This is a genomic window from Salinisphaera sp. SPP-AMP-43 (assembly GCF_049568105.1).
In the GTDB taxonomy this organism is placed as follows: Bacteria; Pseudomonadota; Gammaproteobacteria; order Nevskiales; family Salinisphaeraceae; genus Salinisphaera.
In genome coordinates, this window is sequence record NZ_CP145335.1 from 3,815,608 (window position 1) to 3,832,500 (window position 16,893).

At 62.1% G+C, this 16,893-nt stretch carries 12 protein-coding genes and 1 pseudogene; 2 read left to right on the forward strand and 11 right to left on the reverse strand.

Translation table 11 applies throughout. The features are described from left to right. The first annotated feature begins 647 nt into the window (after positions 1–647). Positions 648–926 (forward strand): hypothetical protein, encoded by a 279-nt coding sequence (locus V5738_RS16500; protein ID WP_423821906.1) that lies wholly within the window; start codon positions 648–650, stop codon positions 924–926. A gap of 197 nt (positions 927–1,123) precedes the next feature. Here V5738_RS16500 and V5738_RS16505 read toward each other — a convergent pair whose 3' ends face one another. The 10 genes and pseudogenes from V5738_RS16505 to mobA form a co-directional block, all read right to left on the reverse strand. Beyond that, the gene (locus V5738_RS16505) at positions 1,124–1,645 is read right to left on the reverse strand and encodes a DUF1641 domain-containing protein (protein WP_423821907.1); all 522 of its coding nucleotides are present in this window, start codon (positions 1,643–1,645) and stop codon (positions 1,124–1,126) included. Positions 1,646–1,711: 66 nt separating this feature from the next. Beyond that, complete coding sequence (fdhF, locus tag V5738_RS16510) at positions 1,712–4,708, reverse strand: formate dehydrogenase subunit alpha (RefSeq protein ID WP_423821908.1); 2,997 nt, start codon at positions 4,706–4,708, stop codon at positions 1,712–1,714. A gap of 104 nt (positions 4,709–4,812) precedes the next feature. Next, a complete protein-coding gene (locus V5738_RS16515) occupies positions 4,813–4,956 on the reverse strand; it encodes an MFS transporter small subunit (protein WP_423821909.1) in 144 nt (47 codons plus the stop codon). 60 nt (positions 4,957–5,016) lie between these two features. Further along, positions 5,017–6,375, reverse strand: a pseudogene (locus tag V5738_RS16520) (L-lactate MFS transporter); the annotation flags it as partial. Between the two features lie 860 nt (positions 6,376–7,235). Beyond that, positions 7,236–8,492, reverse strand: coding sequence for a gephyrin-like molybdotransferase Glp (gene glp, locus V5738_RS16525; protein ID WP_423821910.1), 1,257 nt, complete (start codon positions 8,490–8,492; stop codon positions 7,236–7,238). A gap of 188 nt (positions 8,493–8,680) precedes the next feature. Further along, positions 8,681–8,899, reverse strand: coding sequence for a formate dehydrogenase subunit delta (locus tag V5738_RS16530; protein ID WP_423821911.1), 219 nt, complete (start codon positions 8,897–8,899; stop codon positions 8,681–8,683). A gap of 24 nt (positions 8,900–8,923) precedes the next feature. After that, complete coding sequence (gene fdhF, locus V5738_RS16535) at positions 8,924–11,827, reverse strand: formate dehydrogenase subunit alpha (protein ID WP_423821912.1); 2,904 nt, start codon at positions 11,825–11,827, stop codon at positions 8,924–8,926. Positions 11,828–11,848: 21 nt separating this feature from the next. Next, positions 11,849–13,387, reverse strand: a complete 1,539-nt coding sequence (locus V5738_RS16540) for an NADH-ubiquinone oxidoreductase-F iron-sulfur binding region domain-containing protein (protein ID WP_423821913.1) — start codon at positions 13,385–13,387, stop codon at positions 11,849–11,851. Next, positions 13,384–13,845, reverse strand: a complete 462-nt coding sequence (locus V5738_RS16545; protein ID WP_423821914.1) for an NAD(P)H-dependent oxidoreductase subunit E — start codon at positions 13,843–13,845, stop codon at positions 13,384–13,386. The genes V5738_RS16540 and V5738_RS16545 overlap by 4 nt, the downstream gene beginning before the upstream one ends. A gap of 452 nt (positions 13,846–14,297) precedes the next feature. After that, on the reverse strand, positions 14,298–14,885 hold the full coding sequence (mobA, locus tag V5738_RS16550) for a molybdenum cofactor guanylyltransferase MobA (protein ID WP_423821915.1): 588 nt from the start codon (positions 14,883–14,885) through the stop codon (positions 14,298–14,300). Positions 14,886–15,022: 137 nt separating this feature from the next. Here mobA and V5738_RS16555 point away from each other — a divergent pair, with 137 nt between their 5' ends. After that, positions 15,023–15,712: a DUF4197 family protein gene (locus V5738_RS16555; protein WP_423821916.1), complete on the forward strand. Its 690-nt coding sequence runs from the start codon at positions 15,023–15,025 to the stop codon at positions 15,710–15,712. 37 nt (positions 15,713–15,749) lie between these two features. Here the strand turns inward: V5738_RS16555 and V5738_RS16560 are convergent, their stop codons facing one another. Further along, positions 15,750–16,403 carry an HNH endonuclease gene (locus tag V5738_RS16560; protein ID WP_423821917.1) on the reverse strand — a complete coding sequence of 218 codons (654 nt, stop codon included), beginning with the start codon at positions 16,401–16,403 and terminating at the stop codon, positions 15,750–15,752. Positions 16,404–16,893 lie beyond the last annotated feature (490 nt).

A 16,893-nucleotide genomic window follows, 5' to 3' on the forward strand; every position in this document is an offset into this window, starting at 1 on the left:
GGCGATAATCTGTCCCGATTGCTCTGGGCGCCCGAGCCACAGCCCAAACCGAGCAGGACAGGGGCCAAGCCAATTTCATACTATTGCGAATGGAACGAGCAATGCGTACTCGGGCAGATATGGCGTTGGCTCGTCGCTGTAACTGCCCACCCAGTACTACCATTCGTGTACTGCACGTCTTTCCAAGTCGCGGAATATTGCCATTCGCCACGCGTCCACGTGTTGTTTACGGAATCGCCAACTTTCGGATTAGAAGGATAATCGGCCTCTACTTCAGTTGTATCGGCATTTGACAATGCCTGGCGCCTGGTCGAAGCACTCTGGCCAGTAGTACTGTAGCTGACGGTGAATTGGACATCGGTTGCATCGTCGTCCAGCGGAGAAGCGTTAAGCTGCCCTGTTCCCTCATCGGATCGCATCGGCAAGCCCATAATACTCGACGCTTTTTTTAACTCGGCTTTGCCCTTCCTATGCAGAACGATACGAGTCGAATCCGTTCGCTGAGCTGACGGATTATCGGGCGATGAAACCTGCCCCCAGGCTGTCGACTGAAATAAAAATACAGCCAACAAAAGACTATAAAATCTCCCTTTCAAGACGAATTCTCCCAGAATATAGAATTTACCGCGGAACCTTGACTTGTCGTCATGGGCCCAGTTATCGGAGCAGCTTTATATTACCTCTCCCCACCAGAGTTGCTGCTCGGTTTCGTTCTATATCCGCCAATTCAGAAAATCAAATATTCCCGCCTGGAAAAAAAAATTAACTCCGGTGCGCCAAATCAGTGCAATTTAGAAATATTTAAATTACTAAGATTTAAACAGAAAATTCGCGATCAAACGGTGTTATATCTTTTTATCTGCAAGGCCTTTTTTAGAGGCCCAGAACTGGTGCTCGGCCGAGCGCCAAATACAGGCAGGCGTTGACCGACGCATACTCGCGATCCGCTTTTGCCGATGATCGGATTCGGCCACGGCGCGATGCACGCGCCGTTAGCCGCACTCCAGCGCGGGGCGCCCCCCCCTTTCCGTTCACGATGCGAACCAATGTGACGACTCGCGGTGGCGTACAGGGGGCGGTCTCAGCAGCCCATTGCGCGCTACACCTGGCGTCGACCGGATGCTCAATCGGACGAGGTATCGGCCGCACTATTGGGGCCGGCATCCGTCGAGGATCGTCGGCTTTCGGCCGAGAATGCCTTGGCACCTTCGATCACCGGGGCCAGCGTGCGCCAGAGTTCTTCATCGCGCAGCAGCTTGAATACGCCGGTCACTCCCGGCGGGTTGTAAGCCGAGTCGTGTGCGCCGGTCGCTGTTTCTTCGGCCCGATCAACGCCGACGTGCATGGCCTTGAATAGGCGTTCCAGCTGATCGGGATCGAGCTTGCCGAGCTGTTGGGCGAGCACCAGCAGATTACGCATGCCGGCCTGGCCCTGGGGCGTATTCAGGCTATCGAGGGCGATAGTAGAGATCTCCGGCATGGCGCCGACGAACTCCTTGATCCAGCGCATCAGACCGGATTCATAGAGTTGATCAAGCAGGCCGTTGATCTCGGCGATCCGGCCTTCGAATCGCTCCATTTCTTCAAGAGTTTCCGGGCGAAAGCGCTTGGCCTCGCCGGGACGGTAATGAATCTGTTCTGCCATGGTTGCATCCTGTCGAGCGTAATGCCGGCCGCCTCGAGTGGCGGCCGGATCGGCAAATGTGGCCGGTTAGATACCGCTGCCGGTGGGGCGAACCTTCGGCGGGCGGCGGTAGTCGTCACGCTCCCACTTCTGGTTGACCTGCACGCCGGAAGTCGGATGGCGCTTCTTGTGCCGCTGGTTGTTCGGCTTGAGCGGCGCCGTGCCACGGTCTTCCAGCACCTGCATATTGACCGCGCATTCCTTGTAGGCCGGGGTATCGGTGTCCTTGTCGGCTTCGAAACTGGTCAACACGTTGACCGCCTCGATGTTCTTCTTACCGTGCTGTGGCATGTACAGCTGCTTGCCGGACACCCGATCGGTGACCTGGACCGCAACCTTGACCGCGCCGCGGCGCGATTTCAGCCGCACCATACGGCCCGATTCCAGGCCGCGCTCTTCGGCCAGTTCATGTGAGACTTCGATAAAACCATGCGGGATCTTGTAGACGATGCCCGGCGTTTCGTCGGTCAGGTTGCCTTCATGGAAATGCTCCAGCAGCCGGCCATTGTTCAGATGCAGATCGTATTCCTCGTCTACCTGGTCGGTCGGCTCGTTCCAATGCACCGGATGCAACCGGGCATTGCCGTCGCCGAAGTGGAAGCTGCCGTCGCTATATAGCTCGGCTTCGCTCGAGCCATCGGCAGCGACCGGCCACTGCTGGGACTCGAAGCCCTGCAGGCGATCGTAATGCACGCCGGCGAATAGATCGGCCAGCCCGGCAGCTTCATGCATGATCTCGGATGGGTGGGTATAGCCCCAGTCGTGGCCCATATAAGCCGCCAGCTCGGTATGGATGCGCCAGTCGGGTTTGGAATCGCCCAGCGGCGGGAACACTTCGTAAAGCCTCTGGATCCGGCGCTCGGTATTGGTGAAGGTGCCTTCTTTTTCGACCGACGGGCTGGCCGGCAGTACGACGTCGGCATATTCGCAGGTACGCGAGAAGAACACGTCTTGGACCACAAAGAAATCGAGCTTTTCGAAGGCAGCCTGGACGTTGAGTGCGTCGGAATCGACGATCGCCATGTCCTCGCCCACCACGTACAGCGATTTCAGATCGCCGTCGTGGATGTTATGGACCATCTCGTGGTTGTTCAGCCCCTTACGATCGGTCAGCTCGGTACCCCAGCCCTGCTCGTAGCGGGCGCGGACATCGTCTTCGGTGACGAAGTCGTAGCCAGGGAAGCGGCTCGGCATGCAGCCGAAATCGCTGGCCCCCTGGACGTTGTTGTGGCCGCGCATGGGAAACGCCCCGGCACCGAATTTGGCCACGTTGCCGGTGACCAGTAGCAGATTGCACAGCGCCGTGGCCGTATCTGCGCCCATGGTGTGTTGGGTCACGCCCATCGCCCAGATCCCGCACATGGAATCGGCCTCGAGAATCATCTCGATCACGCTCATCAGCGTCTCGCGGCTTAGCCCACAGCGCTGCTCGGCGAATTCTAGCGTGAAGGGTTCGAGGCTGGCCTTGAAGTCATCGTAGCCATTGACGTGCTCGGCGATGAAGCCCTCAGCGGCATACCCGTTGTCGATAATGTACTTCGACACGGCGTTCATCCAGATCAGATCGGTACCCGGCGCCGGCTGCATGAACAGATCGGCGCGCTCGGCCATCTCGTTTTGGCGTAGATCGGCCACAATATGCTTCTGGCCATGCAGCTTGGCGGCCCGCTTCATGCGGGTGGCAGCCACTGGATGGCTTTCGGCCGTGTTGGAGCCGACGATCAGCAACAGCTCGGAGGCTTCCAGATCGGCGATCGAGCCGGTATCCGCGCCGTAGCCCATGGTCCGCCACAAACCTTCGGTGGCCGGGGCCTGGCAGTAGCGCGAGCAGTTGTCGATGTTATTGGTGCCGATCACCGAACGCGCGAACTTCTGCATCAGATAGGCTTCTTCGTTCGTGCACTTGGACGACGCAATGAAAGCCAGCGCATCCGGACCGTGGGCGTCGCGGATTTCGTTGAAGCGACGTGCGATCAGGCTATAGGCCTCGTCCCACTCGGCTTCCCGGAAAGCGCCATTGTCGCGGATCAGCGGTTTGGTTAGACGGTGTTCGCTGTTGATATGGCCCCAGCCGAACTTGCCTTTGATGCAGGTCGAGATGCCGTTGGCCGGGGCCTCGGGCTGCGGCTGGACCTTGAGCAGGTCGCGATCGCGGGTCCACATCTCGAACGAGCAGCCCACGCCGCAGTAGGTGCAGACCGTCTTGGTGCGCTTGAGATCGGTCTCGCGCATCGCAGCATCGACTTCCGAGACCGCGAAGATCGGCCCGAAGCCGGTGGTATGCTCGGCAGTCTTGACCAGATCGATGGCCGCGCGTCCGAGCTTGCGATAACCATCCGGTGCCTGCGGCGAGAGTGCGGTCATCGGCCCAGCTTTGCCCAGCGCGCTTTTTTCCATCAGTGCGTTACAGGGGCAGACCGTCACGCAGTGGCCACAGGAGACACAGGAGGAATCCTCGATCGCCACGTCTTCGTCCCAGATCACCCGCGGGCGATCGCGCGACCAGTCGATCGACAGGGTCTCGTTGACCTGCAGGTTCTGGCAGGCCTCGACACAACGACCGCAAAGGATGCACTGGTCCGGGTCGTAGATATAGAACGGGTTGGAATAGTCTTTTTCGTAGGGTTTGCCGCGATATTCGTAATGCTGGCCCGGCACTTCCATGTCGCGCACGGTGTTGTGCACGTCGCAATTGCCGTTGTTGTTGTCGCAGACCGAGCAGTACAGATCGTGGTTGGCGGTCACACGGTGGATGGCTTCCATGCGCGCCGATTCGGCTTCATCGACGTTCAGGCCGATTTCCATGCCGGGCTTGACCACCACGCCGCAGCCACGCACCAGATTGCCATCGACTTCGACAAAACAGGTATCGCAGGTCTGGAGTGGGCCCAGGCTAGGGTGGTAGCACAGATGCGGCAGGTAAACGCCGGCGGCATCAAGTGCCTCAGGCAGAGGCTGCCCGGAACGGACGGTTACCGATTGGCCGTCCACGGTGATATCGAAAAATTCTGTTTCTTGGTCCAAGGCGGCTCCTGTCCACGAACGCGCGAAGAAGCAGAATCTGCCGGGCCGACGTCGATCGGCCGCCTATTGGGCAGTCTTGAGTCGTCGATTCATTCTGAGCCGGCTTATCCGGTCAACAGGACTACCGCCTTGCTCAGAGTTTCGAAAAAGCCCCAGGCGGCGGGAATGCCGACCAGCGCCCAAAGCGCTGCAATCTGCCAGACCGGCGTCGTGCTGCCCGCGTTCGCGGTTGATGATGGTGATGCCATGGAGTATCCCCCTTCGATGCGTAACGATGCAATCGGCAGTTTCCTGTAGCCGCACGCTTAGCCGGGCTGGGCCGCGGCCTGGCGATAGTGGTGTCGCTCGGCGACCGGACGCACCAGCAGATTGCAGATCAGTCCGCCCAGCAATAGCGCCACCATGATATAGAGCGTCGTAGTGTAGGCATCGGCCGGCGCCACGCCGGCCTCGATCCGCCCTTCGCGCAGATAGTTGAGCAACACCGGCCCGGCGATGCCGGCGGCAGCCCAGGCTGTCAGCAGCCGGCCATGAATAGCGCCGACGTGCATGGTGCCGAAGATATCGCGCAGATAGGCCGGTGCAGTCGCGAATCCGCCGCCGTACATGCTGACGATGATGCAGCAGGCCAACACGAATAAAATAATACCGCCGCCGGCAGCGATCGACGGCACCAGCGCATACAGCGCCATGCCCAGCACGAAGAAAATGGCATAGGTCGTCTTGCGCCCGATCAGATCGGAAATCGATGCCCAGACGAAACGCCCCCCCATGTTGAAGATCGATAATACGCCCACGAAGCCGGCAGCGGCGGCAGCCGAGGTTCCGACCATTTCCTGGGCCATTGGCGAGGCCTGTTCCAGCAGCGCGATGCCGGCAGTCACGTTGAGAAACAGCACCAGCCACAGCAGGTAGAACTGCGGCGTTTTCATGGCCTGATTCACGTGCACATGCGCGCTCGTGATCATCGACGACTGACCGTGGCTTTGCTCTGGATCGTATCCAGCCGGCTGCCAGTCGTCGGCCGGAATCCGGACGATGAGTGCGCCGATCATCATAAACACGAAATAGATCAGGCCCATGGCGACGAAAGTCGCGCCGACGCCGACTGAGGTCGCACTGGAAAAATGCGCCATGAGCAGTGTGGCCAGCGGCGAGCCGATCATCGCACCGCCGCCAAAGCCCATGATCGCAAGGCCGGTAGCCAGCCCCGGCCGGTCGGGAAACCACTTGATCAACGTGGAGACCGGCGAGATATAGCCAATCCCGAGGCCGATCCCGCCGATCACGCCGTAGCCGAGATACACCAGCATGATCTGATGCCACCAGACACCGAACGCGCTCACGATAAAGCCGCCGCCGAAACAGGCCGCGGCCAAGGCCATGGCCTTGCGCGGGCCGACCCGTTCCAACCACTGGCCACCAAAGGCCGCAGCCAGGCCGAGAGCAGCAATCGCCAGCGAGAATATCCAGGCTAGGGTCGGCTGACTCCAATCCCCCGGGGCTGATTCAGTCACCCCGATAATCCGCGTCAGCGGTAGCTTGAATACCGAAAACGCATACACCTGGCCGATGCATAGATGGATACAAAGAGCCGCAGGCGGCACCATCCAGCGATTGAATCCGGGCCCCGCGACCGTGCGCGACTTATCAAGAAATCCAGCCATTTGTCTCTCCCTGATGGTGCCTGACCAGCTGCATGGCCCCCATGGTGGCTGGCCCCCAAACTAGCAGGAAAGACCGACGCTGATCGCGGGCTGCGACAAAAGTCTAGCCAGCCAATGGGTTGTGCATTAGAGGCCGTCCAACAACGTCGACGCCGGCCGCGCCCCATGGCGGCCCGGCGCGCTACCGGCATGGGTCTTGGCGTAGGGCTGCGGTGACGCCGATGAACCTGCCACCTGGGCGCCGCACTTGGGGCCGGCCTTCGTTGGCAGCGGCCGCATCCAGCCTTGCACCATCCTACGCTCTGCCGGCCACAACCGGCCGTGCAGCACCTGCCGTTTTTTTCTAGGCATGTCGTTATGAGATACACCGCCGCACCCGCGCCCCAGAGGTGGCAGGCCAAGGCAGCGTGAGCGAACGATAACGCCGGATGCTCGCCTCAGGGGCACGGATCTGTCCGTCGATCGTGCCAGGCGGCGGTGCAGGCCTTGACCGTAGGGCCCGCCACGCTCGGCAGCCCGCGCCTTGCCTGACACGATAGGCGGCCGTCATGCGGTAAGCGTCTCTTATGACGACACGCCTTAGGGCCTATTAACGTTCGTGCGGGCGCCGCGTTGGCTTTCGCCGGTCGTAGCCCTCAAGACGCGAGTTACTGGGTCGTCGCCCGCCACGCCCCAGATTCAGAGCGCTGCAGGGCGCGACGGGCAGCCCAACTCGGCCGAACCAGCGCCCCTACATGAACGACACGACAGCAATCCCGCGTTGTAGCGGCGTGACGTCGCGCGGCAACGCCATGGCTGCTACGCATCGAGTCGCGGATCACAGCCGCTGGGCGCGGACTCGCACGAAACCTCAACACGTCCTAGCGCCAGACCGTCTGTGCGAACGGCTCGACGGTCACCGGCGTTCCGGCCGGCACATCGGCGCTTTCGGCCGGCAGCACGATGAAGGCATCGGCCCGGCTCATCGAGCGCATCACCCCGGAGCCCTGGTGGTCTATGGCTACCACCTGCGGCGGATCGGCCTCGAAATCCAACTGCGCACGCAGGAAGTTCTCCCGGCCTGGGCGCTTGCTCAGGTCGGTCGCGGTCGTCAGCGTGAATCGAATCGGCGCAGCCGGCCGACCGCCGGCCAGACGCACCAAGGCCGGACGCACGAGTTGGATGAAGGTCACGGCCGTGGAGACGGGATTGCCCGGCAGGCCAAAAAAGCGGGTCTCGCCGATGGTGCCGAACGCCAGCGGCTTGCCCGGCTTGATCGCAACCCGCCAGAAATCGATGGCCCCCTTGCCACGTAGCACATCGACCACGTGATCGGCATCCCCGACCGATACCCCGCCGCTGGTGATCAGCGCATCGCAGCCCGCGGCCTTGTCGAAAGCGGCCGCGAGTGCCGCCGGCGAGTCTTCGACCGCCCCGAGATCGACGCCTTCCATACCCAGGCTTTCGATCTGGGCCGCGAGCCCGTAGCGATTGCTATCGTAAATCTCGCCCGGCGCCAGCGGGCCGTCGATCGGACGCAGCTCGTCGCCGGTCGAAAAGAAGGCAACCCGTAGACGCCGAAACACTTCGACCTCGGCGGCCCCGACCGAAGCCAGCAGGGCGATATCGGCCGGCCTTAGAAGATGCCCGGCCGCCAACACACAGTCGCCGCGGGCGATATCCTCGCCGGCTGGGCGGACGTTGTCGCCGGGCGTGGCCGGTTGAGCGATGGTCACGGCCTGGCCGTCGTCGGCGGTGGTGTTTTCCTGCATCACCACCGTATCGACGCCTTCGGGCACGACCGCCCCGGTCATGATGCGCACGCATTCGCCGGCGCCGATCCGGCCGGTAAACGGATGTCCGGCCAGCGATTGGCCGGCGATGCGCAGACGAGTGCCGGGGCCCGCCACATCGTCCGCCGCATAGCCATAGCCGTCCATCGATGAATTGTCGGCGCTCGGCACGTTCACGTCTGCGGCTATCGAATGCGAGAGCACGCGATGCAACGCCTGCGGCAACGGCAATCGCTCGGTGGCATCGATTGGGGTAATACGCTCATCGATGCGACGCCGGGCATCGACCAACGGCATCGGGGCATGGGCCTGGCCTGAGGCCGTCTGCCCTGTTTGTTCGGACATAAGAATCTCGGTTGCAGTCGATCGGGCACCGACCGGCGACAAAACAGGGCCGGCGCATGGCATAGCCCTATTGTAGAAGACTGCCTACACGGGATTGGCCCCATATTGGCGCCGGCCGATGCCGCCTGCCGTATTGGCCGTCTTTGGCAGTTATGTCACAGCGCCCGACGATCGGGCACCGACCGATCTCAGGCCGGCTTTTCAGCTTCGGCGCGCAACTCCTCGACCGCTTTTTGCACCAGCGGATGCAACTCGTCGCCCGAGTAATCGAGCAACTGGGCACGTATCCGAGGCTCCCAGAACTTGCGGATATGGGTGCGTATCTCCGCAACCGCCCGCGATTCTGGATAGGCCTGAAAATAGTCTGCGATCTGGTTGGCGCGGTGCACCATCTTCTGCTCGTCCATTGCCTCGCCTACTGCCGCCGCGGTTTATTTATGGCCGGCATCGACGCCTTCCGCGACCGTTTCGGGCGATCGCACGGGCTGTTGCTCGGCCTCGTCGATCCGTTGCTGGCGCTCGCGGGTCTCGATGTATCGCTGCTGCCATTCGGACATCGTGTGTGACGGTGTGACTTCGACGGCCGTGACCTTATATTCGGGGCATTCGGTGGCCCAGTCGGAATACTCGGTGGTCACGACGTTGGCCGCCGTTTCCGGGAAGTGGAAGGTGGTATACACCACGCCCGGCGTCATGCGCTCGCTGATCTTCGCGTGCAGTGTAGTCTCGCCCATGCGCGAGGCCACAGCCACGAGCGTGCCGTCCTTGATGCCGCGCATTTCGGCATCGGCCGGATGAATCTCGAGCACGTCCTCGCCGTGCCACAGACCGTTGGCGGTGCGACGGGTCTGGGCGCCGACGTTGTACTGCGACAAGATCCGGCCGGTCGTCAGTAGCAGCGGGAACTTGCGATTGGCTCGCTCGTCGGTCGGCACGAACGGGGTCAGCATGAACTTGCCCTTGCCGCGAACGAAGGTGCCGACGTGCATGACCGGCGTACCTTCTGGATGCGCTTCGTTACACGGCCATTGCACGCTGCCCAGGGCATTGATCTTGTCGAAGGACACGCCGGCGAAGGTCGGCGTGGTGCGAGCGATCTCGTCCATGATCTCGCTGGCATGCGCATAGTGCATAGGATAGCCCAGCGCCCGGGCGAGCATCTGGGTGATCTCCCAGTCGGCATAACCGGCCGGTGCAGTCTGGATCTTGCGCACGCGGTTGATCCGCCGTTCGGCGTTGGTGAAGGTGCCGTCTTTTTCCAGGAAGGTCGAGCCCGGCAGGAAGACATGGGCATAGCTGGCAGTCTCGTTCAGGAAAAGGTCTTGAACGATCACGCACTCCATTGCTTTCAGGCCGGCGGCGATGTGTTTGATGTTGGGGTCCGACTGGAGGATGTCCTCGCCCTGGATATAGATCGCCTTGAAGGTGCCCTCGATCGCCGCGTCGATCATGTTGGGAATGCGCAGCCCCGGTTCGGGATCGAGCTCGACGTTCCATTCCTTCTGATAGTTCTCGCGTACCTCGGTCATCGACAGGTGGCGATAGCCAGGGTACTCATGCGGGAACGAGCCCATATCGCAGGAGCCCTGGACATTGTTCTGGCCACGCATCGGATTCAGGCCCACGCCCGGCCGGCCGATGTTGCCGGTGGCCATGCACAGGTTCGCCATCCCCATGACCATGGTCGAGCCCTGGCTGTGCTCGGTCACGCCCAGACCGTAGTAGATGCCGGCATTGCCGCCGGTGGCATAGAGGCGCGCGGCGGCACGCACGGATGCGGCCGGCACGCCGGTGTACTGTTCGGTGGCCTCTGGGCTGTTCTCGGGCCGCAGGATGAACTCGCGCCAGCCTTCGTATTCGTCGAGATCGCAACGTTCCTCGACGAAGGGGCGGTTTTCCAAGCCCTCTTCAAGGATGGTATGGGCCATGGCGTTGACCAGCGCAACGTTGGTACCGGGCCGCAGCTGCAGGTGATAGTCGGCCTGGATATGCGGCGAGCGCACCAGATCGATTGCCCGGGGATCGACCACGATCAACTTCGCGCCGGCGCGCAGCCGCCGTTTCATCTGCGAGGCGAACACCGGATGGGCATCGGTCGGATTGGAGCCGATCACCAGCACCACGTCGCAGTGCTCGATCGAGTCGAAATCCTGGGTGCCGGCCGAGGTGCCGAAAGTGTTGCTCATGCCGTAGCCAGTCGGTGAATGACAGACCCGGGCACAGGTATCGACGTTGTTGGTGCCGAACACCGCACGCGCGGTCTTCTGCATCAGATAAGTTTCTTCGTTGGTACAGCGCGACGAGGTGATCGCGCCGAGCGCGGCCCGGCCGTACTGGTCCCGGATGCCGTTGATACGCCCGACCGCGAAATCGATCGCTTCCTCCCAGCCGACCTCGCGCCAGGGATCCGTGATCTTGTTGCGGATCATCGGCGAGGTAATCCGATCGGGATGATGGGTATAGCCCCAGGCGAAACGGCCTTTTACGCAGGAGTGGCCGTGGTTGGCCTTGCCTTCCTTGGCCGGCACCATGCGGATGACGTCGTCGCCTTTCAGCTCGGCGTTGAACGAACAGCCCACGCCGCAGTAGGCACAGGTGGTCTTCTCGATGCGATCGGGCATGCCCTGCTCGACTACATCCTTCTCGATCAAGGCCTCGGTCGGACAGGCCTGGATACAGGCGCCGCAGGAGACACACTCCGAGGACAGGAAATCGTCGCTGTCGGTGCCCGCGCTGATCATCGAGGCAAAGCCGCGGCCGTCTACGGTCAGCGCGAACGTCCCCTGCACTTCGTCGCAGGCGCGCACACAGCGCGAGCAGACGATGCAACGGGTGGCATCGAAATCGAAGTAGGGATTGGACGTGTCGATCACCGCATCCTGATGATCGCGCGGATCCTTCACATAGCGATTTTCGGTCACGCCCAAATCGCGGGCCAGTTCCAACAGTTCGTCGTCGCCGCTGCCGCCCTGCTCACCCGCGACGCGGCTGGCGCCAGGATGATCCGACATGTACAACTCGACCACGCCACGTCGCAGCTGGTTCAGCTTGTCGGAGGCGGTGCGGACCTGCATGCCGTCGGCCGCCTGGGTCGTACAGGAGGCCGGATAACCCTTGCGGCCTTCGATTTCGACCAGACACAGCCGACACGAGCCATAGGGTTCGAGATTGTCCGAAGCACAGAGCTTGGGCACACCGATGCCGGATTCGAGCGCTGCCCGCATGATCGAGGTGCCTTCGGCCACGGTGACCGACTGACCGTCGATCTCGAGCGTGATCTGGGTCTCCGATTCGCGCTTCGGCGTACCGAAGTCGATAGGGGTAAGCGATGCCATGACGACCTCCTGGTGTCCGGCTTATTCGACCGCGGCAGGCTCGGGCACGCCGAAGTCCTCGGGAAAATGGTCCATGGCAGATAGCACCGGATGCGGCGCCATACCGCCGTGGGCACAGAGCGAGCCGTGGATCATGGTGTCGCACAGCTCGCGCAGCAGTTCGAGATTGGCCTCGCGCTGGTCGTCGGCGACGATGCGATCGATGACTTCCTGAGCCCGCACCGACCCGACCCGGCAGGGCGTGCACTTGCCACAGGACTCCAGATCGCAGAACTCCATCGCGAATCGGGCCTGCTGGGCCATGTCGACGGTATCGTCGAACACGACCACCCCGCCGTGGCCGATCATGCCGTTGTTCTCGGCCAGTTCTTCATAGCCGAGCGGCGTATCCAAACGCACGGCCGGCAGATAGGCACCGAGCGGGCCGCCGACCTGGACCGCCCGCACCGGGCGGCCACTCGCCGTGCCGCCGCCGAGCGTGTTGATCACATGACCCAGGCTGGAGCCGAACGGCAGCTCATACAGCCCCGGCCGCGCGACGTTGCCGCATAGTTGAATGGTGAGCGTGCCGCGCGATTTGTTGATGCCGAAGCCGTGATAGTGCGCGGCCCCCTGGGCCAGGATCGACGGTACGCTGGCCAGCGTGATGACGTTGTTGAGCACCGTCGGTTGGCCCAGAAACCCCTGTACGGCCGGCAACGGCGGCTTGAAGCGCACCATGCCACGTTTGCCTTCCAAGGATTCGAGTAGCGAGGTCTCTTCACCGCAGATATAGGCCCCGGCGCCCATGCGCAGTTCGACGTCGAAGGTCCGGCCCGAACCCAGCACATCCGCGCCGAGCATGCCGTGGTCGCGGGCGACCTCGATTGCTCGGCCCAATGTGCGCTCGGCATCCGGATATTCGGAACGCAGATAGATATAGCCGCGAGTGGCGCCAACGGCGACCGCGGCGATCGCCATGCCCTCGAGCAGCGTTAACGGATCGCCTTCCATGAGCATGCGATCGGCATAGGTACCGGAATCGCCCTCGTCGGCATTGCAGACCACGTATTTCGGCGTCGCCGGCGTATCGTGAACGGTCTGCCATTTGATACCGGTCGGGAACCCGGCCCCGCCGCGACCACGCAAGCCGGATGCCTTGACGGCATCTACGATCGCCTGCCCGGAACAATCGAGCGCCGCGCGCAAACCGGCTGCGCCACCGTGGCCGATGAAGTCGGCCCAGTCGGTAGGGTCGATCACGCCGCACCGCGCGAACGTGATCCGGCGCTGGCCCTGGCTACGCAGCAGCGCATCGATATCGCCGATGTAACGCGGATGCTGGCTCGGCCGACCGTATTCGATAGCCTCGACGACCGCGCCGACCTCGTCGGCTGCGATCGGGCCGAAACCCAGCCGCTGGCCGTTCTGCTCGACTTCGATCAACGGTTCCAACCAGTACAGCCCACGGGCGCCGGTGCGTACGATCTCTGCCTCGGGCGCGGCCTGTTGGAGTGCTGCGGCAGTTTCCGCAGCCCCGACCGACACTGCGGCGCTGTCCTGGGACACGTAATACGTCATGACAAGGCTCCGCCGGCCGAAGCCAGCAGTGTGCTGACACGCGCGGGGTCCATCCGTCCGAGCGTGCGGCCATCGAGCTGCACGGAAGGCCCGCAGGCACAGTTGCCCAGGCAATAGACGGCCTCGATCTCAACATCCGTGCGATGCGCGGCGCCGGAGGCGGCCGACCAGACGTCGCGTCCGCCCACGGCCTGACAGGCTTCCGAACGACAAACCTTGAGCGTATGCCCGGCCTGCGGTTTGCGATGAAAATCGTGATAGAACGTCACCACGCCGAACACCTCGGCCCGCGACAGGTTCAACTCCTCGGCCACGATACCGATCGCGGTATCCGATATATGCCCGATGCGCGCCTGGATATCGTGCAGGATAGGCAGCAACGGCCCTTCGTCGGCAGCATGCGCCGCACAGATCGTCCGTATCGCGGGTTGTTCTGTATCGTCGCCTTGCTTAGACATCGCTCAAGCCCCTCGGTTGCATGACCACAGGCGTCCTGCAACCCGATTGTTTGCACTACGATTTTTTAGCGCGATCCAGAGGGGTGTCGAAATAAGCCCTTTGGATGAGACCCGGCCACGGCGTAGAGCGGCACGGCATCGCCACCAGAGCAGGGGGCGAGATAACGACCGCCGTGCTCGGCCTGTGACCCACGCAACAGCGCAAGCGCCGTACGATGCGCGATCCAACCGTGGGGATATCGCAGGGCTTGGCGACGATCCGGTGCGACGAGGTCTGCTGAGGGCGTAACGAATCGTGGCTGGGGCTTGCTGAACGATGGGCACAAAGCCAATCCCCGCGTCTTGACTCCTATCCAGCAGAACCGGGCGGCATCGATACGCAACCCAAGATCTCGCTCCAGGTTCTGGGCAGGGCCGACGCGGCCTGTTCGAACGCTACCGAGCGATCGCTTTTATAGCCGCTCGACGAGAGCCTCGGCGTCTTCATCGCTATTGACGTTGGTAAAGCGCTCTTCGGATGGCCAGTCGACGATTGCCCGGGCGGTATCGTTTTGCCAATCGGTGACGCGGCGCACGCCGGAGAACAACGCAGCTTGGACGTCATCGAGTACCGAACGCCGCATCAGCGCATGCAGCGGGTGCAGGCGTTCCGGCGTCCGCGCCACCGCCAGATCGGTGCCCGGCTTCATCGCTGCGGCGAGCCGTTCGCCCAGGTCCAGTGGCAACATCGGCGTATCGACCGGCACGATCAATACATAAGGTGTGGCTGCTGCCTTGAGCACCGTCGCAATACCCGCCAACGGACCCCGATGATCGTCGCTATCGTCGCCGCGTACGGTATAGCCGAGCTTGCGATAACGCGCGACGGATCGATTGGCGCTGATCACGATTCGGGCGGCCTGGGGCCGGACCCGTTCGAGGGTGCGCTCGATCAGCGATTGGCCAGCCAGGCTATACCACCCCTTGTCGATGCCTCCCAGACGGCGGCCTTCGCCACCGGCCAGAATCCCTGCAGTAATCTGTTCGGGCGTTATGTGCATCATGCTATTTTGGCGTCGAAAACGAGCCTGGGCAACGATGGCGCGCTCGGCAGAGCCATTCGTTACGACTCGGCCACAGACGATCGTGCTAGCTTCAAATTCGAACAAGGCATTTTCGTGGAGAGGCCGATACGCTTATGCGATGCATCGCGATCGGATTGGTGGCATCGAGTCTATTGACCGCGCTGGCGAGCGCACAGGCTGGCGGCCTGGGGCGTCATATCGAACAGGCTCTGGAAGCCCGCCCCAGCAATGAGCGCCCGACCCGGATTCGACGATGCTCGGAACGTCAGGCAACCGCCGAAGTCAGAACGCTATTGACCGATTGTGCCAGCGGCGCCGTCATGCAGCTTGGTCAGGCCGGCGCGTTCGGCCAAGACCCGGCGATGCAGATTCGCTGGCCATCTTCACCATTGCCCAACGATACGCCGCAGGATCGGCCGGCCATCAACCGCATACTCGCCGCCGCCAATCGCAGCGCCGAACAGGCCAGTGCCCAGGCCGGGCCCGTTTTCCGTGAGGCAATCAATACCCTGGGGCTATCGGATCCGTATGCTCTGCTCGAAAGCCGTAACGGCGCTGCCTGTCAGCATCTGCAGTACCACGCCGGCGAAAAATTACGGGCTCGGCTGCATACGATCGTAGCTGGCTCGGCGGCACAGCATCGGGCACGGCAGCTACTTGAAGACAAGCTTCCGGATCAGCCCCATGTCATGCTCGACGACCATGTCGCACGCGCCACTCTGGCCGGGCTGTTTCAGGTCATGGCGGTACAGGAACGGCGCCTGCGCGAACTCCCAGACGCATCGCATCGGCCGTCGGCCTGAGCTCGCCTTCTGTGATTTCCGGAGTCGACGCAGAGCATCAGCTGATGGCCAGAACGGGCCCCAGGCCACTGCCAGGCTCGCGAAAGCGTTTCGGCGCGAGCCGCTCGAGAAATGCCTGCTGGTCGGCCAGAATGCGCCGGTTGGCCAAAATCAGCCACTCGGCCAAATTCGGTTCGTAAGGCAACGCCAGTAGCTTCATTCCAGCCTGCTCTGGCGTTCGATCGTCCTTGTAACGATTGCAGGCTTCGCAGGTGGACACGACATTGCGCCAGTTATGGCCGCCGCCCTTCGAGCGCGGTACCACATGTTCGATCTGCATTTGCGAAAACGTCAGATGACTGCCGCAGTACATGCACAGCCCGCCATCGCGATGGAATAGCTCGCGACGCGTCAGGGTCGGCACGAGATTGCGGGCAAATCGATGCGAACGGTCTCGAACCGCGATGATCGAGTCGATCGAAAGCTCGCTGCGAATCCCTGTCTCGCGAGAACGCCCGCCGCGCAGCAGGATTTTCTCGGTGCCGGCTTCCCAAGCGATCTTGTCCGTGAAGTACAGGCTGACCGCTTCACGCCAATCAACCCATTCCACGGGCAAACCACCAGCATCCAATTTGAGTATGCGAGGAATAACCGACACGAAGCATGACCTCCTGATCGACCCGTCGAATTCAAACGACGAATGCTTTGTCAATACTTCAATCTTGTACCGGAAATATCACGACCGACGCAATCATGCCGCAGCGATAGATGGCGTCGGACCGGCGACCATTGATTTTTCCTACCTCGAGCGAGCCTGTCTTCGCAGGCGCCAGATCAAAGACTCGACAGCTGCGCGCCGACATGATGTGAGCATCGGCTGCCAAACGATATCGCATACACCTTCGCGCACTTCGCAACAACCCGTGGCCCGACGACCGCGCGCTTTTCGAAAGACCATACCTGCCTCGTCGCCAACCGGCGACCGATATGCTCAAGGATCGCTCTATCCACTAGGCCGCAGCCCAAACCGGCCATCGATTGCACGAATCGCAACGATGCGTGGTCACGAGACTATTGCCGGGCTTAAGGCGGCTATCGTCATTGTGGCCTCTTTCTAGAACCTGGCTCCTTATCTGGCCGATTGGCCGTCGTCACTCGCCCGCGTTTTGCGGTAAACACGGGCTTAAAACGCTTGACCGGGC